Source organism: Bacillus sp. YH3-2-B2 (genome assembly GCF_053663335.1).
In genome coordinates, this window is the sequence record NZ_JBSJQE010000001.1 from 440216 (window position 1) to 463733 (window position 23518).

Annotated in this window: 23 protein-coding genes and 1 riboswitch; of the genes, 17 read left to right on the forward strand and 6 right to left on the reverse strand. The window is 44.5% G+C overall.

All coding sequences use genetic code 11. The features are described 5' to 3' along the window. Nucleotides 1-17: 17 nt before the first annotated feature. Nucleotides 18-1535 carry an ATP-binding protein gene (locus tag ACWJJX_RS02435; protein WP_454022707.1) on the reverse strand — a complete coding sequence of 506 codons (1518 nt, stop codon included), beginning with the start codon at nt 1533-1535 and terminating at the stop codon, nt 18-20. Between the two features lie 198 nt (nt 1536-1733). Between ACWJJX_RS02435 and ACWJJX_RS02440 the strand changes: the two genes are divergently transcribed. After that, nucleotides 1734-2180 carry a MarR family winged helix-turn-helix transcriptional regulator gene (locus ACWJJX_RS02440; protein WP_003154686.1) on the forward strand — a complete coding sequence of 149 codons (447 nt, stop codon included), beginning with the start codon at nt 1734-1736 and terminating at the stop codon, nt 2178-2180. Nucleotides 2181-2215: 35 nt separating this feature from the next. Here ACWJJX_RS02440 and motB read toward each other — a convergent pair whose 3' ends face one another. The 3 genes from motB to clpE form a co-directional block, all read right to left on the reverse strand. Then, nucleotides 2216-3001: a flagellar motor protein MotB gene (gene motB, locus ACWJJX_RS02445; protein ID WP_069473375.1), complete on the reverse strand. Its 786-nt coding sequence runs from the start codon at nt 2999-3001 to the stop codon at nt 2216-2218. Then, nucleotides 2973-3788 carry a flagellar motor stator protein MotA gene (motA, locus tag ACWJJX_RS02450; RefSeq protein ID WP_003154684.1) on the reverse strand — a complete coding sequence of 272 codons (816 nt, stop codon included), beginning with the start codon at nt 3786-3788 and terminating at the stop codon, nt 2973-2975. Before motA ends, motB begins: the two co-directional genes overlap by 29 nt. A gap of 169 nt (nt 3789-3957) precedes the next feature. After that, nucleotides 3958-6054, reverse strand: a complete 2097-nt coding sequence (clpE, locus tag ACWJJX_RS02455) for an ATP-dependent protease ATP-binding subunit ClpE (protein ID WP_070081723.1) — start codon at nt 6052-6054, stop codon at nt 3958-3960. Between the two features lie 401 nt (nt 6055-6455). Here clpE and ACWJJX_RS02460 point away from each other — a divergent pair, with 401 nt between their 5' ends. From ACWJJX_RS02460 to ACWJJX_RS02495, 8 genes are all read left to right on the forward strand, one after another. Continuing rightward, a complete protein-coding gene (locus ACWJJX_RS02460; RefSeq protein WP_167860090.1) occupies nt 6456-7493 on the forward strand; it encodes a YkvI family membrane protein in 1038 nt (345 codons plus the stop codon). A 97-nt stretch (nt 7494-7590) separates the two neighbouring features. Then, nucleotides 7591-8712: a hypothetical protein gene (locus ACWJJX_RS02465; RefSeq protein WP_077722133.1), complete on the forward strand. Its 1122-nt coding sequence runs from the start codon at nt 7591-7593 to the stop codon at nt 8710-8712. A gap of 108 nt (nt 8713-8820) precedes the next feature. Next, nucleotides 8821-8865: riboswitch (PreQ1 riboswitch) on the forward strand. Between the two features lie 96 nt (nt 8866-8961). Further along, on the forward strand, nt 8962-9621 hold the full coding sequence (gene queC / locus ACWJJX_RS02470; RefSeq protein ID WP_003154679.1) for a 7-cyano-7-deazaguanine synthase QueC: 660 nt from the start codon (nt 8962-8964) through the stop codon (nt 9619-9621). After that, entirely contained in the window at nt 9622-10062 is a 441-nt protein-coding gene (queD, locus tag ACWJJX_RS02475; protein WP_025650398.1) for a 6-carboxytetrahydropterin synthase QueD, read from the forward strand. It begins immediately after the preceding gene. Then, nucleotides 10055-10786, forward strand: a complete 732-nt coding sequence (queE, locus tag ACWJJX_RS02480) for a 7-carboxy-7-deazaguanine synthase QueE (protein WP_003154676.1) — start codon at nt 10055-10057, stop codon at nt 10784-10786. Before queD ends, queE begins: the two co-directional genes overlap by 8 nt. Before the next feature lie 17 nt (nt 10787-10803). Next, a complete protein-coding gene (gene queF, locus ACWJJX_RS02485; protein ID WP_003154673.1) occupies nt 10804-11298 on the forward strand; it encodes a preQ(1) synthase in 495 nt (164 codons plus the stop codon). A 1104-nt stretch (nt 11299-12402) separates the two neighbouring features. Next, nucleotides 12403-13263, forward strand: a complete 861-nt coding sequence (locus ACWJJX_RS02490) for a competence protein CoiA family protein (RefSeq protein WP_353574914.1) — start codon at nt 12403-12405, stop codon at nt 13261-13263. Between the two features lie 799 nt (nt 13264-14062). Beyond that, on the forward strand, nt 14063-14338 hold the full coding sequence (locus tag ACWJJX_RS02495; protein ID WP_146276654.1) for a DUF3219 family protein: 276 nt from the start codon (nt 14063-14065) through the stop codon (nt 14336-14338). A 72-nt stretch (nt 14339-14410) separates the two neighbouring features. On the opposite strand, the gene ACWJJX_RS02500 is transcribed toward ACWJJX_RS02495, so the two are convergent. Beyond that, a complete protein-coding gene (locus ACWJJX_RS02500; protein WP_003154669.1) occupies nt 14411-14596 on the reverse strand; it encodes a YkvS family protein in 186 nt (61 codons plus the stop codon). 163 nt (nt 14597-14759) lie between these two features. Between ACWJJX_RS02500 and ACWJJX_RS02505 the strand changes: the two genes are divergently transcribed. From ACWJJX_RS02505 to ACWJJX_RS02530, 6 genes are all read left to right on the forward strand, one after another. After that, the gene (locus ACWJJX_RS02505) at nt 14760-14954 is read left to right on the forward strand and encodes a hypothetical protein (RefSeq protein WP_014304905.1); all 195 of its coding nucleotides are present in this window, start codon (nt 14760-14762) and stop codon (nt 14952-14954) included. 273 nt (nt 14955-15227) lie between these two features. After that, nucleotides 15228-15851 carry a cell wall hydrolase gene (locus tag ACWJJX_RS02510; protein WP_070081729.1) on the forward strand — a complete coding sequence of 208 codons (624 nt, stop codon included), beginning with the start codon at nt 15228-15230 and terminating at the stop codon, nt 15849-15851. A 115-nt stretch (nt 15852-15966) separates the two neighbouring features. Further along, nucleotides 15967-17307, forward strand: a complete 1341-nt coding sequence (locus tag ACWJJX_RS02515; RefSeq protein WP_070081730.1) for a polysaccharide biosynthesis protein — start codon at nt 15967-15969, stop codon at nt 17305-17307. Nucleotides 17308-17369: 62 nt separating this feature from the next. Next, entirely contained in the window at nt 17370-17864 is a 495-nt protein-coding gene (stoA, locus tag ACWJJX_RS02520) for an endospore biogenesis thiol-disulfide oxidoreductase StoA (RefSeq protein WP_039251632.1), read from the forward strand. A 243-nt stretch (nt 17865-18107) separates the two neighbouring features. Next, the gene (locus ACWJJX_RS02525; protein WP_167860093.1) at nt 18108-20021 is read left to right on the forward strand and encodes a heavy metal translocating P-type ATPase; all 1914 of its coding nucleotides are present in this window, start codon (nt 18108-18110) and stop codon (nt 20019-20021) included. A gap of 112 nt (nt 20022-20133) precedes the next feature. Continuing rightward, on the forward strand, nt 20134-21228 hold the full coding sequence (locus ACWJJX_RS02530; protein WP_454022708.1) for a M24 family metallopeptidase: 1095 nt from the start codon (nt 20134-20136) through the stop codon (nt 21226-21228). A gap of 57 nt (nt 21229-21285) precedes the next feature. On the opposite strand, the gene ACWJJX_RS02535 is transcribed toward ACWJJX_RS02530, so the two are convergent. Then, on the reverse strand, nt 21286-21411 hold the full coding sequence (locus tag ACWJJX_RS02535; RefSeq protein ID WP_003154659.1) for a hypothetical protein: 126 nt from the start codon (nt 21409-21411) through the stop codon (nt 21286-21288). A 97-nt stretch (nt 21412-21508) separates the two neighbouring features. On the opposite strand from ACWJJX_RS02535, the gene ACWJJX_RS02540 reads away from it, so the two are divergent. Together ACWJJX_RS02540 and glcT are read left to right on the forward strand one after the other, a co-directional pair. Further along, on the forward strand, nt 21509-22474 hold the full coding sequence (locus ACWJJX_RS02540; RefSeq protein WP_070081733.1) for a LacI family DNA-binding transcriptional regulator: 966 nt from the start codon (nt 21509-21511) through the stop codon (nt 22472-22474). Nucleotides 22475-22524: 50 nt separating this feature from the next. Next, complete coding sequence (gene glcT, locus ACWJJX_RS02545) at nt 22525-23391, forward strand: glucose PTS transporter transcription antiterminator GlcT (protein ID WP_012117426.1); 867 nt, start codon at nt 22525-22527, stop codon at nt 23389-23391. The last annotated feature ends 127 nt before the right edge of the window (nt 23392-23518 follow it).

The window sequence follows — 23518 nt, forward strand, 5'->3', positions numbered from 1 at the left end:
GATCCAGGGTGTTTTTTTCATCGTGAAGCGGCAGGGAGGGTAATGGTGACCTCTGTCCCCTTATCGACTTCGCTTTGAATGTCAATCGAACCGCCGTACATCAGCATGATTCGTTTACATACGACAAGGCCGAGGCCGGTGCCTTTTTCCTTTGACGTTACAAACGGAAGAAAAATGTGTTCAAGCATATCTTCAGAAATGCCCATTCCGTTGTCGGCCACCTTAATGACTGCTTTATGGTCGCGGGCTTCTAAATAGATGGACAGCCGGCCGCCTTCCTGCATGGATTCCAGTGCGTTTTTTGCGACATTTAAAATCACCTGTTTAATATGGTCTTTCGTACAGTTGACCTTGAGCGGCCGATTGACGAGAATCTCCACATTCACTTCCACATTATACAGATTCCCTTCAGAATAAATAATCGGCAAAATTTCATCAAGAATATCCTGCAGCGAGTTCACTTCCAACCGTTCAGCAGTAGGTTTACCGAGCACTAAAAACTCACTGACAATCTGATTGATCCGTTTAATCTCCTGCTCAATAATTGAGAAATACAGCTGATCTTCCTCCGATTTGTATTTTTTCTGCAAAAGCTGAATGAAGCCGCTGATCCCTGTAAGCGGGTTGCGGATTTCATGGGCGGTGCTGGCGGCAAGCGTTCCGATCAGCTCCAATTTCTGCGCTTCATTTTGAGCGCGCTCCAGCTGGGTCTTGCGCTTAAGCAGATAATATTGAACGAGGATGAACAGAATATTCAGCAGCACGGCAATACTGGACATCGGCAGCAGCACGCTTTTGGTCAGCTCGTTCAGCTCAACCGGTTTCGGATAAACATTGATATTCCAATTAATATCATCCAGATAGCCGCTGACCGGTTGAACCCCTTCTGATTGATCAGCCCGTCCGCTGGCAAATATCACTTTATTCTGATTGGTTGCCTTGACATAAACGTCAGGGCTCAGCATATTGATCATATTTCTCAAATAATCGACTTGGATGGCGGCTACTAAATAATCCGTGACTTCCCGTTTTGCGTCTAACACCGGCACGCAGATCGTGAAGATGCGCTGGCCTGTAATTCTGCTGGAGTAGTCATTTGTGATAACCGTTTTTTTCGTCTTTTTCGCCTTCGTAAAATACGGTCTGTCGGCCAAATTCACCTTTGATTTCAGATCAGTCGTGCTTGCGATGACATCACCTTTGGAATTCAGCATATACAGACCGCTGAATCTGGGTTCATCCTCAAAAGCCTGATCGAGAATATCAATGATCTTTTCTTCATTGACAGGCTTATCGACAGCGATCGCAAGTGTTGTCATCCGGGCTTTTGTTTCACCGATTAAATAATTGAGCTTATTGCGGTGAAGGTTGAGCATCATACTGGCTTCCTGTATGTGTTTATCGGCTATTTTCTGCTTTTCTTTTTCATAAATGAAAAAGCTGATAATAAGTGCCGGGATGATCACCAATATGAGATAAAGCTTGATCTTTCCCCGGGCACCTTTAAATGTATTCACTCTGCATCGCTCCAACATTACACTTGAATAGAGGTATTATATCATTTTTATACTTCTTTAATAAGAAAAAATAACCAAAATGATAGAAAAACAAATTATTTTATTAAGGCCAGACAAAAAGAAGAGAAATTTTGGAAACATTTTTGTTGACATTTTTCATTTTGTTTATTAATGTTTCTCTGTAACGGTTTCTTTTGTAAAAGGATGATTGAATGTATGACGGATAAAACAGAAAACTCATTGAAATTATTTATTGTACTGTCACGTGCGTACCGATCTATTAACGACCATATGAATAAACATATTCATAAGCACGGTCTGAACCCGACGGAATTTGCGGTGCTTGAGCTGCTGTACCACAAAGGCAACCAGCCGCTTCAGCAGATCGGCGACAAAATTTTATTAGCGAGCGGAAGTATTACATACGTTGTTGACAAATTAGAGAAAAAAGAACTTCTCATCAGAAAAGCCTCGCCGACTGACAGAAGAGTGACTTTCGCACAAATTTCCGAAAAGGGAATCCGTCTTTTGGACGATATTTTCCCTGATCATGCTGAAGAAATTAAAGAAATGATCAGTGTGCTGAGTGATGAAGAGATAGAAATGTGTACGGAAATGCTGAAAAGAGTGGGGTTAAACGCTAAACATTTTCATCAGAAATAAAAAAGGAAGCCGTTTGAAAGGCTTCCTTTTTTATTTTACTGATTTTGGTCAGTCGCGGCGTTTCTAGGCTGTATCAATACCTCGACGCGCCTGTTTTTGCTGCGCCCTTCAGCGGTTTTGTTCGACACGGCCGGTTTATACTCTCCGAAACCTTTGGCGCTGAATACTTTTGCGTCAAGTTTCGGGTTTTCCGTGAGAATAGCCATGAAGTTGACGGCCCGCATGACGCTTAAATGCCAGTTAGATTGATATTGTGAGTTTTTAATCGGCACATTGTCCGTATGTCCGCTGATGATAATGTTCCTCGGCGGATTCAGCACAAGGAGATTCGAGATTTCCTTGGCAAGCGGAATATCTTCCTGACGGATATCCGCCCGTCCGGAATCAAAAAAGATACTGTCTTTAATGGTAATTAAGAGCCCTTCTTTAGTCATCTTTGTTTCCAGCTGAGTTTCAAGCTTTTTGTTTTTTATAAATTGATTGACTTGCTTTTGCACGCCTTCAAGTTCTTCGCGGTCGGCTGCTTCTCTTTCTTTCTTTTTCTGTTCTTTATCTTTTTCCTTGTCTTTTTTTAACTGATCAATGCCGTCTTTTTCGTTTTCAGGAGGGGTGACGCTTGAATATTCAAGAACACCCGTGCCTCCGGTAAACACGGCGTTAAATGATTTAGACAGCATTTGGAATTTCGCCGCATCGACCGAGCTCATGGCGAACAATACAATGAACAGAGCCAAAAGAAGGGTGAGCAAATCCGCGTACGGGATCAGCCAAGACTCATCCACATGCTCGTCATCATGCTTCTTCTTCTTTTTTCTCGCCATTGTTTGCCTCTCCTTCTTGTTCAGCGACTTTTGCGCGTTCATTCGCAGGAAGATACATGAGAAGTTTTTGTTCGATCACTTTCGGGGCCTGTCCTTCAAGCACTGACAGAACGCCTTCGATCATGATTTCACGCAGTTTGACTTCCTGCTTTGATTTGCGTTTCAGTTTGTTGGCGAAGGGATGCCAAAGTACATACCCTGTGAAAATCCCGAGAAGGGTGGCGACAAACGCCGCACTGATGGCATGTCCGAGCGCCTCGGTATTGTTCATGTTGGAAAGAGCGGCGATAAGGCCGATGACCGCACCCAAAACGCCGAGTGTCGGCGCATATGTGCCGGCTTGTGTAAAGATGGCTGCGCCGGCCTGGTGTCTGTCTTCCATCGCTTCAACTTCCTCAGTCATAATATCTCTGATAAATTCTGCGCTTTGTCCGTCAACCGCCATGCTCAGGCCGTTTTTCAAAAATGCGTCATCCACGTCTTCAATGCTTGCTTCCAATGCGAGCAGACCTTCACGTCTGGCGATTTGCGCCCATTGAGAGAACATAGGAATTAATTGCGCAATTGTCAGCTGTTTGTTTTCTTTAAACAGCACTTTAAAAAGGGCAGGCACTTTTTTGATTTCTTTTCCGGGGAATGCGATGATCACCGCAGAAATCGTACCGAACAAAATAATCAGAATAGCTGCCGGGTTAGCGAGTGCGCTTAAGCTGACCCCTTTCAGCACCATGCCCACGCTTAAAGCAATCACGGCGAGGATGATACCGATAATCGATGTTTTATCCATAGTTTTCACCAAATCCTTTATACTAGCTTTCTATGGTTAATATCGGTGGCAGTGCATGGAACTTTAGGGTGATTGAGAAATTGTTCCCGAATTCTTCACAGTTTCTCCCTTCCGGCATGGAGAAAGAAACAAAAAAGCGGCTCCCCGCGAGGAGGGAACCGCTTTTTTGTTATTGTGCCCGGACTTTGATGCCGTCCTCTTCCATTACGACATGGAAGGCTTTGATTTCGTTGTCATCCAATAGAAGATCTGTCATTTCGTCCTCGATCAATTCTTGGATGGTTCTTCTGAGCGGGCGTGCTCCGAAAGCGGGGTGGTAGCCGATTTCAGCGATTTTTTCTTTCGCATCATCGGTGACGCTCAGGCTGATGCCGCGCTCTTTTAACGTGTCTTCAAGCTCTGTGAGAAGCAGGCTGACGATTTTCACGAGATGTTCTTTTTTCAGGGATTGGAATTCAATAATGCTGTCAAACCGGTTTAAAAACTCCGGTTTGAAGAACGCGCTCAGTGAATCAATCAGCGTTTGTTCTTCCATGACGCTCTCTTCAGATTGGAATCCGACTTTCACCTGTTTTTCACCGGTTCCAGCGTTGCTAGTCATAATCAAAACGGTATCTTTGAAGCTGACCGTTCTGCCCTGGCTGTCTGTCAGACGGCCGTCCTCCATAATCTGCAGAAACATATGCTGGACATCAGGATGGGCTTTTTCAATCTCGTCGAGCAGCACGATGCTGTACGGATTGCGGCGAACTTTTTCCGTTAATTGACCGGCTTCATCGTGTCCGACATATCCCGGCGGTGAACCGATAATTTTTGATACGGCGTGTTTTTCCATGTATTCACTCATATCGAGACGGATAATGGAATCTTTTGTACCGAACAGTTCATCTGCGAGTGTCTTTGATAACTCGGTTTTTCCGACTCCGGTCGGTCCGACAAAGAGGAAGGAGCCGACAGGTCTGTTTTTGGATTTTAAGCCGGCGCGGCTTCGTCTGACCGCTTTCGCCACTTTTTTCACGGCTTTTTCCTGACCGATGACACGCTGATGAAGATGCTCTTCAAGTTCCTTCATTTTGACTTGTTCATCAGCCTGGAGTTTTCCGACCGGAATGCCTGTTTTCTGTTCAATGATGGCTTGAATATGCTCCGCCCCGATTTCAGGTGAAGAGGTCGGTGTTTCATGCGCCAGCTGCTTTTCCAATGCCGCTTCTTCATCACGCAGTTTCGCGGCAAGCTCATAATTTTCTTCATGAAGCGCTTTTGTTTTCTCCGCGTCAATTGCTTTGAGTCTCTCAGCCGCATCTTCTTCATTTACGGTATCAAGCTCCAGGTTCGCCTTAGAGCCGGCTTCATCTAATAAGTCGATCGCCTTATCCGGCAGGTGGCGGTCCTGAATGTAACGGGATGAAAGCGTAACACAGGCGTTTATCGCTTCATTGCTGAATGTGACGCCGTGATATTTCTCGTATTTATCTTTAATGCCTTCCAGAATGCTGATGGCTTGTTCTATTGTAGGCTCGTGAACCATGACAGGCTGGAAGCGTCTTTCAAGCGCCGCATCTTTTTCAATCTGGCGGTACTCTTTCAGCGTTGTCGCCCCGATGACCTGCAGCTCGCCTCTGGCAAGGGCCGGTTTCAGGATGTTCCCGGCATCCATTGATCCCTCGGCAGAGCCGGCGCCTACGAGAAGGTGAATCTCATCAATGAACAAGATGACGTTTTTCCGTTCTTTTAATTCGTTCATTAATTGTTTCATTCTTTCTTCAAACTGGCCTCTGATCCCTGTATTGGCGACGAGAGAAGCGACGTCAAGCAGGTAAAGTTCTTTGTTTTTCAATTTGTTCGGCACATCGCCTTCAGCGATTTTAAGCGCGAGGCCTTCTGCAATAGCCGTTTTACCGACGCCCGGCTCACCGATCAGCACCGGATTGTTTTTATTCCGGCGGTTCAAAATTTCAATTACGCGCGCCACTTCATTATCGCGGCCGATCACAGGGTCAATCAGACCTGCTTTTGCGCCGTTTGTGACGTTTTGAGCGAGCTCGTCGAGCAGGCCTTTTTCAGGGCCGGCCTGCTGTTTATTTTGATTGGGAGCGAAACCTTGCTCAAACGGGAATCCGAATGATTGCGGCCCCATGCTCATAGACGGTTTTCGGGTTAATTCTGTATAACATGTTTCACATAAAACGAATTGTTTTTGAATGGAATTGACTTGCATGTTCAGGCGAATCGTCGCCTCGTTTTTCTGACAATGTTGACAACGCATTTGCCAAAACCTCCTCGAAAAATGTTTGATCATCTTTGACCAAATGGATTAGAAAATAAGGCCGAAACTTTGACCTTCTTTGATTATTAGTATACTCTGACCTTCTTTGACTTTCAAGTATTTTGTTTCAAACCCCGAAAAATAAATGTTTACAGCATGATAAGTGATATTCGTGAGGTTTGATTATTTTTGACCAATATAGTCAGAAAGGAAATGAAATGATTTGACCTTTCTTGATGAAGAGTATACGCCGGCCCTTTTTTTCTTTCAATATTTTTGCTTAGAGGAGAGAGCTGAATCTGTTTTCTCCGGGGAAGGACGATTTGTTCGTCTTTTCGGGAGACTTGTCTCATAAGCATATATAAAGGCCTGGACAAATATGCGCTTAGCCGGAGGGTGAAATGGGACAAACAAAAGGTTCTGCAAGTCAGCTTGCATTTGTATACGTAGGCACGGTTGTAGGAGCCGGTTTTGCCACGGGACGGGAAATCGTTGAGTTTTTTCTGAAGTTCGGCTGGATCGGTCTGTTCGGTATCGTGGTAAGCGGTCTGATGTTTACATATTTAGGCGCCAAAATCATGATTATTTCCAAACGGATTCATGCAGCATCTTATCAGGAATTGAACACATATTTATTCGGCCAGTCCATCGGCCGCGCCGTGAACATGTTTATGATGTTTATATTGCTGGGAGTGACCTCTGTCATGCTGTCCGGAGCTGGAGCGCTGTTTCATGAACAGCTTGGCTGGCCCGCACAAGCGGGGATCCTACTGACGATCGTACTGAGCCTTGCCGTCATGACAAGCGGTGTTAAAGGTGTGGTCGGCGTCAATATATTGGTTGTGCCGCTTTTAATTTCTTTCTCTTTTATCGTGACAGCTGATTCATTTGTATTTACAAGCACGAGAAACGCGGACGAATGGGTATGGCCTGATAAGTGGAACTGGCTTTTGTCCGCCGTCTCTTACGGCGCGTTAAATTTATCGCTCGCCCAAGCCGTCCTTGTGCCGCTTGCGAACGAAATGTCTTCAGAGAAGGTGATCAGAAGGGGAGCTTATTTAGGCGGCGTTCTGTTGACACTGGTGCTTGCCGCGAGCTTCTTATCATTATCGGTGCTGCCGGATGTGCTGGAGTTTGACATTCCGATGGCTCAAGTCGTCTATTCGTATTCGCGTTCGCTTCATATCATTTATTTGTTTATTATTTTCGGGGAAGTGTTTACGTCGGTTATCGGCAATTTATACGGATTGGAAAAACAATTAAACAGTTTTCTTCATATAAAAAGTACATATATTTACGGCGGCATTTTGGCGTTTGCTTTCATTATCAGCCAAATCGGTTACGGTCAGCTGATTTCCACCGTTTATCCGGTGTTTGGGTATGTGAGCCTCGCTTTCATCGGCGCATTGATTTGCAAAAAAATCCCGAAAGAAAAATAAGGATATAAGGAAAATGTCTGTATTTTTTGGGAATTCCCCTTCTTTTTCCCTGCCATTTCTGTATAATGAATTGGGAAATGATGGGGAGGAGTAAGAGATGAAGGATCGACGTGTATTATTGGGATTTATTTTTATTTGTATCGGCATTGCGTTTTTTTTACAGAAGGCGGGAGTTATACATATATCCGCAGGTTCGGCGTGGCCGTTTCTTTTCATTATAATGTCCGCAGGATTTCACGCCGGATTTATTTTTGCGAAAAAAACGCCTGAACAGGCGGGACTGCTCGTTCCCGGCGGTATGTTTCTTGTGCTGGGCTGCCTGTTTTGTTTTGAGACCGCAACGGGATGGACGTATTCAGGCGTGACGTGGCCTGTTTATATATGGGCGCCTGCTCTCGGTCTGTTTGAGCTGTGGTATTTCGGCGGGAGAAAGATCGGCGTATTGATTCCTGCTTTCATCCTGACAGCCGCGGGAGCACTATGCTTTGCCGGAATGCTGATGACGGGGCTGTGGCCGCTTTTGATCATCGCAGCCGGGCTTTTGTTTCACGCCGCTGCCTTTATGCAGCCGAAAAAAAGATCGGGCCTTCTTATTCCGGGCGGCATTTTGCTTGTGACGGGCGGCTTGTTATGGTTTGAAACGCTGACGGATTGGACATACGCAAATGTGACATCGCCTGTCTACCTCTTTGCCGTTGCGTTCGGCCTGTTTGAAGCCTGGCTGTTCGGCAGAAGGCAAAGAGGGCTTTTGACTGCTGCGGCGGTTCTGTGCGCCGCGGGCATTTTCGGCATATTCACCAATGCAAATGAAGTCATCAGCGAACGCGGCTGGCCCGTTCTCATTCTGTTGCTGGGCGCCGCTTTTCACATTCCGATTTTCGGCCCGAAACCTGTCAAAAACGCGGGGCTTCTCGTACCGGGCGGCATCTTATTGATTACGGGGTTCTTGTTTGTCTTTGAAACGGCAACCAATTGGTCCTACTCCGATGTGACATGGCCTGTTTACCTGTTGGCAACGGCATTCGGTTTATTTGAGCTGTGGCTGTTCGGCGGGAAACAGAAGGCGCTGCTCATCCCGGTTGCGGTGCTGACCTTGACAGCACTTTGCTTTATGATGACGTATCAGCCGATCATTCCGGTTTCTGTTTTCTGGCCTGCTCTATTTGTTCTGATCGGGATTGCGCTGATGGTATTTCCGGGGAAAAAACGCGGGGCTTAAACCCGCTTTTGCAGCCTGACACAGGTTTCAGGCTGTTTTTTTATTGTCACGGGAAACAATATTATGGTATGATAGCAAAAGTGAAAAAAGAAGAAAATCCGTATTGATGCGGGAGAGGTTCTAGCTACACCCTCTATAAAAAACTAAGGACGAGCTGTATCCTTGGATACGGTTTTTTTATGTTTTTTAGGGCGCCTTCTCCGAAAAAGGCGCTTTTTTTATGGAATGATAGATAAGGGAGAGAAAGACATGAAAAAAGAAAAAGCGGTTGTGGTGTTCAGCGGAGGCCAAGACAGCACGACTTGTTTATTATGGGCTTTACAAAACTTTGAAGAAGTGGAAACTGTTACATTCCATTATAATCAGCGTCACCAAGAAGAAATCGATGTGGCAAAATCGATTGCCGAAAAGCTCGGTGTCAAAAACCACTTGCTTGATATGTCTCTTTTAAATCAGCTTGCGCCGAATGCGCTGACAAGAGATGATATCGAAATTGAAGCGAAGGACGGGGAATTGCCGACAACCTTTGTGCCGGGACGCAACCTTGTATTTTTATCCTTTGCATCGATTCTTGCATATCAAATCGGCGCGCGCCACATTATCACCGGTGTTTGCGAGACTGATTTCAGCGGCTACCCGGACTGCCGTGACGAGTTTGTCAAATCCTGCAATGTCACCGTCAATTTGGCGATGGAAAAGCCGTTCGTCATTCATACGCCGCTTATGTGGCTGAACAAAGCAGAAACGTGGAAACTTGCGGATGAGCTCGGCGCGCTTGATTTTGTAAAGAATAATACACTGACTTGCTATAACGGCATCATTGCGGACGGATGCGGCGAATGCCCGGCATGCCTGCTCCGCAATAAAGGATATGATGAATATATGAAAATGAAAGGAGAGCGGAACTAATTGCTTTCTCAAATTTACCCGCAGGTTCAGCATCCTTATTCGTTTGAGTTGAATAAGGACATGCACATTTCAGCCGCGCACTTTATTCCCCGCGAAAGCGCCGGAGCGTGCAGCAGAGTCCACGGGCACACGTATACGGTAAATATTACAGTTGCGGGGGATGAACTGGATGATTCAGGCTTTCTCGTGAATTTCAGCGTGCTGAAGAAATTGGTGCACGGCGCTTATGACCATACATTGCTGAATGACCATGAGGAATTTTCTGAAGATGACAGATATTCACTGCCGACGACCGAGGTCGTGGCCAAAACGATTTATGATAAGGTGCAGTCCTACCTCGAAACACTGGAGAATCAGCCGGTCTGCGTGCAGGTTTTTGTCAGGGAAACCCCGACAAGCTATTGCGTATACCGCCCGAAAAAAGGTGATAGGAATGGCTAAAGGAATTCCGGTATTAGAAATTTTCGGACCGACGATACAAGGGGAGGGCATGGTTATCGGCCAGAAAACCATGTTCGTCCGCACGGCGGGCTGCGACTACTCCTGCAGCTGGTGCGACTCCGCTTTTACATGGGACGGCTCAGCCAAAAAAGATATCCGCTGGATGACGGCGGAAGACATTTACCGCGAGCTGAGAGAAATCGGCGGAGACGCCTTTTCCCATGTCACCATCTCAGGAGGAAACCCGGCGCTGTTAAAGCAGCTTGACGCGCTGATTTTGCTGCTGAAAGAGCACGGGGTGCGCGCCGCTTTAGAAACGCAGGGAACGGTCTATCAGGATTGGTTCACAATGATTAACGACCTGACGATTTCACCGAAGCCGCCAAGTTCGGGGATGACAACCGATTTTGCAAAGCTCGATCACATTGTGTCTTCGCTTGATGCGGCAGAAAGGCTTAACGCGGTCAGCTTAAAGGTCGTCATTTTTAATGATGAAGATCTGCAATTCGCGAAAACCGTGCACAAGCGGTATCCGAATATTCCGTTTTACCTTCAGGTCGGAAACGATAACGTCCATACGACGGACGACCGGGCATTGATCGCACATCTGCTCGGAAAATACGAAACACTCGTTGATAAGGTTTCTGCCGATTCGGATCTGAATCTCGTCAGAGTCCTGCCTCAGCTGCATACATTGCTTTGGGGCAATAAACGGGGAGTTTAATAGAAAGGGAGATTTATATGACAAGAAAAGAATCAGAATTAGAAGGAGTTACGCTCCTGGGTAATCAAGGGACAAACTATTTATTTGAATATGCGCCGGAGGTTTTGGAATCATTTCCGAATAAACACGTGAACCGTGATTATTTCGTTAAATTCAACTGCCCGGAATTTACGTCGCTTTGCCCGAAAACGGGACAGCCGGATTTTGCAACCATCTACATCAGCTATATTCCGGACGAAAAAATGGTGGAAAGCAAATCGCTGAAGCTGTATCTTTTCAGCTTCCGCAACCACGGAGATTTCCACGAGGACTGCATGAACATCATCATGAATGATTTGATCGAATTAATGGACCCCCGCTACATTGAAGTATGGGGCAAATTCACGCCAAGAGGCGGAATCTCCATTGACCCGTATACAAACTACGGCAGACCGGGAACAAAATATGAAAAAATGGCCGAACATCGGATGATGAATCATGATATGTATCCGGAGACGATTGACAACCGTTAAGGGTAGAGAAAGATAGTAAGGTTACGCAAAAACTGGATAAAATATGACCAGAAAAAAAGCTTTTTTCAGAAAATGTATATTAAAGTTGAAAATAGAGCGGTGTTACCACAACGTTATACGAAAAAGAGGTACTTTCATTTGAAAGTACCTCTTTTGTTTAATGAATTAAATATAATTTAAAAGTAGCAACCTAAACTATTAACGGTGTGTTATCACGAATTGCTCTATACTCGTCAAAATGAAAGGTGAATTTTAAACGTGTTAGTTTGATTTTTGGAAGAAAAATAAGTGTTTTAGCTTGATGATTTAGCAACGAGAATGATTGAAAAAGAAGCAACAAAAAACTTTGTTACAATAGAGTTGTAGGGGGTTCGGCGCGAAGTCAACTTTGAAAAGGATGTAATAACTTATTTTGGTGGTAGTAACAGGGAGGTAATATTCTTCTTACCAAGCATGACTATAAAAGTAACATTTCATTAATGAAGGAATATTTAAATGGCACTCGTATGCTTACCTACACAATCATATGTTGAGAAAGAAGCTACTGCTTAAAGAAGAACAGTATTTCGAGCATATTGAGGACAAACGACTTTTAAAATTTACAAAACTATTCGTTTTAGATCAAATCGTATGAGTTCACAAATTATAAGGACTTGAGTTTGATTAAATAGACATAATAACAGGTAATGATTTTAAATATGATAAATCCATATCTAGCTTATATGCTGATTTATATCGAGTATAATGATAAAGTGGGCATAAGAAGGTTTGAAAAATGTGAAGAAAAACTGACTGAATTAGTTAAGTACTTATACTAGACTCTATTACCCAAAGACTTCTTTAAAGAAAGACTTGCCCTACTGACAGCCCTCATTATAGTTAAGTAACTAGATAATTGACTTTTTAAAAGCACCGAAATAGGTGCTTTTATGTTTTAAGTTTTAAAATCCACAATGAAAAATTTATGGACTTATGGGTGTATAGGACATAATATTGATGATTTTATGGGAATTATGTATAATTATAGATGTAGACGAAAAAATATCAAATAAAGTTGTTTCTTAAATAGAGTTTGTGAATTTTTAGAAAGAGGGGTGGGAAAACGTGGTCAGCATCTATGAAGCTATATACAATAACGGAAAGGAAAAAGTATTGATCAATCTAGATGATATAAATATGGAAGACTATTTGAAAAAGTACAGAGGGAAATTGTTTTGTACTACAACTAGTTGTAAGGCGAAATTATCTTATGTAAACAGACCTGGAAAAAGGAGCCATTTCAGAACATGGAGAGAAAGTCCACATTCACAATCTTGTATTCATTTCTTTGAAAAAGAAGATGGAAGGATTGGCGTTAGACAATCGGGTGTTCAAAATGGAAGTGTTTCAACTGATCAAATGAGAAAGTCAGTAAGAGAAGCTTTTGAATTGGCTATATTAAGTGAGGAAGAAAGAGTAAGAAGAAGAGAATCAGATAGACAAAAACGACAAAGCAGAAAGCAACGTCGGAAAGTTACTGCTAACGTAGAGCAGCCAGCCATCAGAATAGTAACTGATCCTGCTAAAAAGACAGAAGATTCAAACAGGGTTAATGGCAGACTGTATAAAAGGAATGCGGATGCATTAAGAGAAACAGATTTAGGTCATACGAGAACAGTAACTGGAATAGTTAAAAGTGTTGAAACAGGAAAGAAAAGTGCTCAAGTAAGGGTTTATAAGAACGGTATATTCGTAAATATTAAGTTTGAAGAAGCTTTCTTTGCTTCGGTTCCTCAATATGAAGGTTTATTTCATTATATAAGTCGGTTTGCAACAGAGAATACTAATGTAATATTTTGTGCTGTTGGTGAAGTTAGACATAGTAAACAAAACGGAGAATTTGAATTAGTAGTCTTTGAGAGCGAAGGTTTGCTAATTCACGGAAGAACATTACCTTCACTGGCTGCTTCTTACTCTATTGAGTAGATATAAATGAATAATAATGAAAAAATAAAATTCACTATAAAAGTGAATTGGAGGTTCTGCAATTGAGAATAAGTGAAATATTTAACTTAGAAAAAGATCAAAGTCAGTTAGACTTTGTAGATATAGATATTGAAGTAGACTACCTTTATTTTTAGATCCATACTTTTTATCTTTAAGAACTGATTCTTGGTCGGTTGATGCTCACAGAACTAAACAAAGTTTTTTTCATTATATTCTTGACTTGTATAGAGTAGGAAGAAAGCAAGAAGCAAGGAATCTATTTGTAAATCTAAGTGAACCAAATGAAACATGTCTTGGTGTGTCTACGTCTAGCCCATGAGGAAGAGGGGTTGGAACCGATGAAGCAGCTGAAATATTCAATAACCTTGCTTCTAGTAAAGTTATAGAACAAGGATTGCTTAGCTATTTAGAAGATATGATTATTTTTATTGAAAACGCTGGTAAAGACAAAATTTCTGACCTTACAACTAATGTAATTAGAGAGGGGGGTATTTTTCGTCTCTGCCACGCAGCCAAAAAGGTGCATGATATTCGCACAGAACTTCTATAAGGAAAAGAGAGATCATTTGGAGAAAAGAAAAAGACGAGTAAACCCGGGGGGAGTGTACTCGCCGCTTCAATACGTGACGGGTGCTGGATGGCAGCTCGTCTGTTTCATTATAAAATAGGGAACGTATGTTTGTAAAGGCCTGAGCTGTTTTTTCTTATTCGGAGCGGATCAATTGTAAAGGAATGGCCAGCATGGTAGCATGTCCTGTAAAAAGAAGGAGTGTTCGTTATGGAGCCGTTAGAGTTAAACGGTGTAAGGCTGAAAATGTATGATTGTAAAGAAAGTGCGGGTAAAAACGGCCGTATGATTTCATTCGTATTGAAGGTGACCTCTGAAACGTATCATGATATTGCCGTCCTTTTGTACGAAAAAACATTTGACATCAAGGCGCCCGAGCGTGGGCTTGAATTCCGCGGTAAAATAACCAACTGCTATACATCCGTCACAAATCTTTACAATAAAGATGAGACCGGTGATTTTTTTGTGGAAATGACTGAGATCTGAATTCATTTGAAAAAGCTGCCGGGCGGCAGCTTTTGTGCGGGATATGTAAATGGTTCGGATTGTTCGGGGGGTTTAATAGGAGTCTCTGATGATTTTATAATTCTTATGGTTGACGACAGTGAGGGAATCTAATTCAAGGTCACGATAATTATCCATGATGGTTACATCAACGATGACGGAGTTTTCATTTACTTTTTCAACAATACCGGTTAATCCGTTTTTAAATTCAATGACGTTTCCAACCTTAGCAATTTTCACGAGCTTCCTCTCCTTTATCATAAATCCTGTTTGAAAATATTTTGCAGTATTTTCTTTAAGAAGTAAAGCGATATGGGTATCAGCCCGCTCAATCATTGTCCCGGCGGGGGAAAGATGGTATATTGTTTTTCGGGAAAAAGCCGAGAAAAGGAGGCTGTATTCGTTGCTGCCTGAGGAAATTTCAGAACGTATCAACCAAATGCGCACCGGTGAAATCAAAGAATTCAGGGTGCAGAAAGAACATTTTCTTGCATTTCGAGCGGTTTTGTCGAAGCAGGAAGATTTTAAGCATTTCCGCGGTATTGCCCAGCAGGGCGGAGATGTTATCTTCCAGTATTTAGAACAGCCAAGAAGCTGACGGCTCCTCGCCCATGAGGAGTCTTTTTTTGGTTTCAGTTTCTCATTTCATCTGGCTGTAACAGATGTAAACAAAATGTAAAATCCCTCCGATGGATACTTTTACTGCTATTTGGTTAATGTTGTGAAAATGACGGCTGTTTTCCTGCCAATAACAAGGATGTTAACAAACTTCTTCCATTATAAAAGCTGATTGGGAGCACTGGAAAATCTTTAAACGTGAATTTGCGCACAGCTCTTGTTAAGGTAGTGAAGTATTTAAGGAGGAAATCGTATGACGACAAAATTTGCTGCCTTGGCTGTCTTTTTTCTATGTTTTATGCCTGCATCAAAAATTGAACATACAGAAGCTCTGTTTACTTTTGCGAAGAAGCCAAAGCAAGAACCCAGCACCCTGGTTGCTGATTTAAATAAAAAAAGCCCGGTTCCGAAGCTTTCAAAAACGGATCATAAGCATTCTATCCAACCGATAAAGCTTTCATCTCACCAAGAGATGAAAGCAAAACCGGAAGAGACGGCTTATCAGCCGCCGAAAAAAACGTATTCCCGCGCTGACAGACAACTCCTGTCACGTCTCGTTCACGCAGAAGCGAAAGGTGAATCTTATAAAGGGAAGGTTGCCGTAGCCAGCGTAGTGCTGAACCGCACTGAAAAAAACGGTTTCCCGGATACTATTCGGGGCGTGATCTATCAAAGGAATGCATTTGAACCGGTAGCAAACGGAAGCATTAATCAAAAGCCGGATAAGGATTCCATCGCCGCTGCAAATGAGGCGCTTGACCATCCGGGCAGAGAAACGAACGCGTTGTTTTTCTACAATCCGAAAACGGCATCTGATCACTGGATCCGTTCCCGAAAAATTATCGAACGGATCGGCAGACACGTATTTGCGATGTAAGCATAGCGGGATCAAAAATATCCCCGCTATGCTTTTTTCAATTTTGAGAAATCGAAAATATTTTCAGAACTTGTCTCATATGATGATGGAAGAACGAGAGACAAGGAGAGACACCATGAATCGATTTGTGAAAGGGATCATTCTTTTATCCATCGCCGCCTTTTTCGCGGAATGTCTGGAATTTGTCGTGAATATGATACTGGCGCGGGAGCTTGGCGAGCATGGGATGGGGCTTTACATGAGCATTCTGCCCACCATCTTTTTAATTATCGTGATCGCCAGTCTGGAGCTTCCGATCTCTATTTCAAAATTCATCGCGGAATCCAATCAGAAGCTGCATGAAAGCATGCTCCGGCATGCCTTCAGAATGACCGCCGTTTTTACCGCGTTTTCAACCGCGGCCGCAAGCATCGCGCTGCCGTTCATTCCTGTATTCGATACGTATCACCCCTTTATTAAAGGGATTGTCATCGGGCTGATTCCAGTCGTCGCTTTTACATCCATCGCCAGAGGTTATTTTATGGGTGTGCAGCAAATGGGAAAAATCGCGGTTGCGAATGTCTTGAAAAAAATCATTCAAGTGCTTTGTCTGTTTATCTTTTTTCAATGGTACTCTTTTGAAATTGATATGGCCGTGCTCATTTCGTTATTTGTGCTGGTCGCAAGCGATGTTGTGGTGTTCGTTTACTTGTATACGCAGTTTATTTTGGCGCGGAGGGCGCTTTCCGGCCATCAGCACATTCATCTTCGCGGGAAAGACGTGCGGAAACGCCTCCTGGCCGTATCCATCCCGACAACGGGACTTCGTATATTTCATGCGGTGACAAACGCAGTTGAACCCTTCTTGGTTAAAGGAGCGCTGCTGGCGTCCGGGGCAGCCGGGACCGCCGCGATTGATCAATACGGCATGCTTGCCGGTGTAGCGATGACAATCGGTTCGTTTCCCGCATTTATCGCCCATTCGCTGATGGTCGTCATGATTCCCAGCATTTCAGAAGCATATGCGCTGTCCCAATATGATATTGTGCTGAAACGGCTGAGACAAGCGATTTTTATTACATTCGGCTACGGCATTCCGGCGGTCTGGGTCATGTTTCAGTTCGCAGGCCCGCTGACCCATTTGTTTTTTCAGTCTCCGGAAGCGCAGTATTATTTGCAGCTTTTGTGGCCGTTTTTTCTTTTTCATCTGTTTGTGATGCCGCTTCAAGCCTGTCTGATCGGCATCGGCCACGTGAAAACGGCGTTTTATCATAACGTATGGAGCAGCATTGTAGGGCTTTCGATGATGTATGTGCTCGGTTCTATGCCGGAATTGCAAATGCTCGGCATTATACTCGGTATGAATACCGGCATGATTCTTCTGACAAGTTTACATTACGCGACGATCTGCAAAGACCTCGGTGTCTCCGTGTTTTTGACGGGCGGCGGAAGAACAGCGCCCCGGATCGAAAGCTGAAAAGGCTGATACATTTCAATAAGGAAGGGCAAGCTATCCGAAACGCGTGAAAGGAAGATCATATGCATAAAACCCGCCTAATTGTATGTGCAGTCCTTTTGATAGCTGCCGCCGTCTGGATGCCTGAAGCAAAAGCCTCATCAGAAAAACAGGCAGTTCCCGCCGTGTTTCTGATGAAGACGATTGAAGGAGACGAAATATCGATTCCGAATAAAGGGCAGAAAACGATTTTACATTTTTGGACATCGTGGTGTCCGCCGTGCAAAAAAGAACTGCCGCAATTCCAAACCTATTTTGAACAGCATCAGTCTGATGATGTAAGCCTTGTAACGGTAAATTTGATGAATGCCGAGCGAAATAAAAATACCGTTCAAAACTTTGTCACTCAGCACCATCTCACATTCCCGATTGTTCTTGACACGAAAGGCGAGCTTATGAAGGAATACGATGTCATGACGATTCCCACGTCATTTCTGCTGAATGAAAAAGGAGAAATCGAAAAAAAGATCGTCGGTCCGATGACCGCCTCACAATTAAAAGAATGGTCAGAGAATTAAAAAGGCGCGGGAGGAATTCCTCCCGCGCCTTTTTTTGCATATAATGAACAGCTGAAGAAACGCTAATGATAATTATTATCAAAAAGAAATTAAAACAATTATAATTGAAATCTTCCGCCGGCATGCTATAATAAAGAAAACACTGCGATAACACTGTGAAAATGCTGCCTGTCAGGCGGCTGTTTTACTTTTATCGGGGAATTGAAGATGATTTGCGTTCTCAATTAGAAAGGAGAATTCATAATGAATGAACAAGTGATGACACAAACCCATTCACAACAGCAGATACAAGAAGAGCGGGCCGGAAAAAAGTGGCTCCAGCATGCAGAACTCATTGCGGCGCTCGTATCCGGCGTCCTTATTCTTGCGGCCTGGTTTTTTACCGAAACAAAAGGCCTGTCCGTCACTTTGTATATCCTTGCCTTCCTGATCGGGGGATTTGCAAAAGCGAAAGAGGGAATTGAGGATACCATTGAGACGAAGGCGTTAAATGTGGAACTGCTGATGATTTTTGCGGCTGTCGGCTCCGCCCTGATCGGTTATTGGGCGGAAGGCGCTGTTCTTATCTTTATTTTTTCGTTAAGCGGCGCGCTCGAAACATATACGATGAATAAAAGCAGCCGTGATTTAACATCTTTGATGAAACTGGAACCGGAGGAAGCGACCCTGCTTGCGGACGGACGGGAAAAGCGGGTGCCGGCTGCTGAACTTAAGATCGGTGACATGATCGTCATTAAGCCGGGCGAACGCGTAGCGGCAGACGGGATCATTGAGTCTGGCGTGACGAGCCTCGATGAATCGGCGCTGACGGGTGAAGCGATGCCGGCGGAAAAAACAGCAGGAGATTCTGTGTTTACAGGAACGGTAAACGGAAACGGCTCCTTAACGGTCCGTGTGACGAAAACAAATGAACAGTCTTTATTCAGAAAAATCATCCGGCTGGTGGAATCAGCCCAAAACAGCGTGTCACCGGCTCAGGCATTTATTGAGCGATTCGAAAGTGTCTATGTCAAAGGCGTGCTGTTAGCCGTGGCTTTGCTTTTATTCGTTCCTCATTTCGCTTTAGGCTGGAGCTGGAGTGAAACCTTTTACCGGGCGATGGTGTTTATGGTGGTCGCCTCCCCGTGCGCGCTTGTCGCTTCTATTATGCCCGCTGCGCTTTCCCTTATCTCAAATGGGGCCCGCAACGGATTATTGGTTAAAGGAAGTGTGTTTTTAGAGCAGCTGGGAAGCGTACGGATGATCGCATTTGACAAAACCGGCACGGTCACAAAGGGACAGCCGGCAGTCGCGGCATTTCAAGCAGCGGAACATGTGAGTGAAGATGAGATCATGCAGGCGGTGTATGCGATAGAAAAGCAATCAAGCCACCCGCTTGCAAAAGCGATAGCTGAATTTGCCGAAAGCCGGGGCGCCGCGCCCGCAGGCCATCTATCGATTGACGAGACGTCGGGATTCGGCGTTCAGGCTGAAATAGAAGGCGTCAAATGGATGGTCGGAAAAGCGGGATTTGCAGGCGAACATGCGGCAGATGCTTTTTTGCAGACATCGGGAAAAGAATTAAAGGATAAAGGCTTTACACTGGTCTTTGTTAAAAAAGATGACCGGATTGCAGGCTGCTTCGCCTTAAAGGATCAAATCCGCCCTGAAGCCAAAGCCGTGATGGCTGAGCTTGAATCACTGGGCATTCAAACAGCCATGCTCACCGGCGATCAGTCTGAAACTGCGGCTGCCATCGCGAAAGAGGCGGGCATGACGACGGTTGTTGCCGATTGTCTGCCGGACCAAAAGGCAAAAGAAGTGAAGAAGCTGAAAGAAACGTACGGCACAATCGCCATGGTCGGAGACGGCATTAATGACGCGCCCGCTCTGAAAACCGCTGACGTCGGTATTGCGATGGGCGGGGGAACGGACGTGGCTCTTGAAACGGCTGACTTAGTCCTTATGAAAAATGATCTTCACAAGCTTGTGAAAATGTGCAGACTCTCAAGGAAAATGAACCGGATTATTAAGCAGAATATTGTTTTCTCGCTCTCGGTCATCTGCCTTTTGATCTGCGCTAACTTTCTGCAGGTGATGGAACTGCCGTTTGGCGTAATCGGGCATGAGGGGAGCACGATTCTGGTCATACTGAACGGACTGAGATTATTAAAATAAACATGACAGCCGCACACGGGCGGCTGTTTTTTTAATGTTCGTTCACAGCATAAACGCCGGAAAACTGATAGAATGAATAAAGAGTCACTTTGGTAAGGAGGAAAAGCAAAAAATGAACAGATTAGAACGTGTTTCATCTTGGCTGAAAAAAGAAGGACATGATGCGGCGTTTATACATACAAAGGAAAACGTATTTTATTTAACTGATTTTTACACGGATCCGCATGAGCGGTTAATGGGATTGTTCCTGTTTCAGGAACAGGAGCCGTTTTTCGTTTGTCCGGGAATGGAAGCCGGACAAGCCCGAAGCGCCGGATGGGAGCATGGTATTATCGGCTACGGCGATCACGAAGATCCGTGGGAGCTGATCAAAGCCGAGCTCACAAAACGAAATGTGCGGCTTGATTCCATCGCGGTTGAAAAGGATTCGATCTCTCTTTCCCGCTCAGAACAGCTCAAACAAGCTTCTGGGGGCGCTGTATTTGTTTCGGCAGAAGAAACGCTCAACCAATTCCGTCTCGTGAAAGATGAGAAGGAAATCAGCATTCTCAGGGAAGCGGCAAAACTCGCGGATTACGGAGTTGAAGTCGGTGTCGCGGCGCTTAAAGAGGGTGTGAGTGAAACCGAAGTACTCGCACAGATTGAGTTTGAGCTGAAGAAAAAAGGTGTGCAGGGCATGTCATTTTCAACGATGGTGCTGTTCGGGGAAAAATCAGGCCAGCCCCATGGGAATCCGGGTGCAGACCGGTTGAAAAAAGGCGATTTTGTTCTGTTTGATCTGGGCGTTATTCTTGACGGCTACTGTTCAGACATTACGAGAACATTCGCATACCAATCAATCAGCCCGAAACAGGAAGAGATTTACGAAACGGTGCTTAAAGCTGAACAGGCGGCGCTTCAATTAAGCAAACCCGGCGTCAGAATCGGCGATCTTGATTTAAAAGCCCGCGGCATTATTGAAAAAGCCGGATACGGAGACTATTTCCCGCACCGCCTCGGCCACGGACTCGGGATTTCGGTTCACGAATATCCATCAATGAGCAGCGCGAACGACACACTCCTCAAAGAAGGCATGGTGTACACGATAGAACCGGGGATTTACGTACCGGATGTCGGCGGCGTGCGCATAGAAGACGATGTGTTTGTCACAAAAGACGGCGCCGAAGCATTAACGCAGTATCCGAAAGAATTAACGATTCTGAAATAGAAAGCTTTGTGATAAAAAAGGACGGTTCTGGAACGCAGCGTCCTTTTTTATCACCTTTTAAATGAAAAAATCATCAAAATGCTGAAATGGTTTGATGTCATGCTTTTCATTCAGGGGCCGCAGGGCAAGGTAACTGCCGCCGAGTATGGCCAGACACAAACCGATTAAGCAAAGAATCCCCATCGCTGTTCTTCTCCTTTCAAACGAATAGGATGTATCTGTTTCTAGCTTACTGTATGAAACGCATTCCAGATCAAGGGAAAAAAAGAAAGGGGACGCCATGGCTACGATCAGAGACATTGCCGGCGCTGCCGGGGTTTCCGTTACAACGGTATCAAGAGTTTTAAATGATCATCCTTATGTAAGTAAGGACAAAAGAAAAAGAGTGAAAAAAGCGATGCAATCGCTCGGATACACGCGCAACATTCATGCTGTGCATTTATCCAAAGGTTTTTCCGATATGATCGGCGTTGTGCTTCCGTCGGTGAATCTTCCGTATTTTGCAGACCTTGTTGCAGGTATTGCCGAGGCTGCCGAAGCGTCAGGCGTGCATCTTTCTTTATACCAGACAGATTATCAGCAGCAAAAAGAACGTTTTGCTTTATCACAATTACAGGAGCGCCAAGTGGACGGCCTGATTATCTGCTCCAAAGCAATTCCTGATGAGCATCTGCTTACCGTGAAAGAACCGCTCATCCTCTGCCAGTACACTGATGCGGCGGGGCTTTCCTCCATCAGTAATCCGCATCGGGAAGCATTTCGGCACGGTCTGGATTATCTGATCGAAAAGGGACACCGGAAAATAGCGATCAGCCTGGCCAGAAAAAAGGGAAAAAACAGTCAAGTCCGCATCGCCGCATACAAAGAGGCGCTGAAGAAGATCGGGCAGCCTTACAGGGAAGAGCTGGTTGTGGAAAAGGTGCTGACGCTGCTTGACGGGAAAGCCCTTTTTCATAGATGGAAGAGCTGGGATGACAAACCGACTGCGCTGTTTGCGGCGAATGATCAAGTATCCGCAGGTCTTTACCTTGAAGCCAAGGCAAACGGGACGCGCATCCCGGAAGAGCTTGCGATTTTGAGCATCGACAATCATGATATCAGCAAGATGTTAGGTATTTCCACAATAGATATACAAACAAAAGAAATGGGAAAGCAGGCTTTTCACATGCTTGAGAACCGGATCAGCGGCGGGCCTCCGGCAAGGAAAGTTCTTGATTACCGCCTTATTGAACGATCAACCGTCTAAAAAAAGAATTGACGCGCTTTCCGTTCGTTTTGTACGATATGAGGTATTGAATGACAAAGGAGCTGAGGATCATGAAGGGGTCCTTTACAGTTGAAAAGGTATTAAATAACAATGTGCTCATCGCAACACATGATAGATACAGTGAGGTCGTCTTAATCGGAAAAGGGATCGGCTTTGGAAAAAAACAAGCGGATGTCATTGAAGATAAAGGGTATGACAAGATGTTCATCTTAAAGGATGAAAAAGAACAAAAACAATTTAAAAAGCTCCTCGGTTATGTGGACGAGACACTTGTCGACATCTCCAATGACGTCATTTATCATATCAAGAAGCGGACAAGCCAACCGTTAAATGAGCATATCCATATTGCGCTGACTGACCATATCGCCTTTGCGGTAAAGCGGCTGCAGCAGGGTTTTGACATTAAAAACCCGTTTCTCATGGAAACCGAAACGCTTTATCCGGAAGAATTCCAAATTGCCCGTGAAGTCGTCGGCATGATTAATGAAAAGACGGGAATCTGCCTTCCGGAAGGAGAGATCGGCTTTATCGCTCTGCATATCCATTCCGCCCTGACGAATCGGCCCCTTTCAGAGGTCAATCAGCATTCACAGCTGATGTCCCGCCTCGTTCAGGTGATTGAGGAATCTTTCCAGATGAAAGTGAATAAAGAAAGCGTCCACTATTTGCGGCTGATCCGGCATATCAGATTTACCATAGACAGGATTAATCGGGAAGAGCAGACAAAAGAACCAGAAAAGTTAATGTTATTATTGAAAAATGAATACCCGCTATGCTACAATACTGCTTGGAAACTGATAAAAATCTTGCAGCAAATACTGAAAAAACCAGTTCATGAGGCGGAAGCGGTTTATCTCACGCTTCATTTGTACCGATTAACCAATAAAATTTCATAATTTCAGTTGAAACCTTAAAAACGTGTCACTGATTCGATCAGGCATGAGTGATTGAGGGTAAAAAACGGGAAGAACGATCCCGTTATTTTGCACACCCTTTTTACTCATGCCTTTTTTGTTGTGTAAA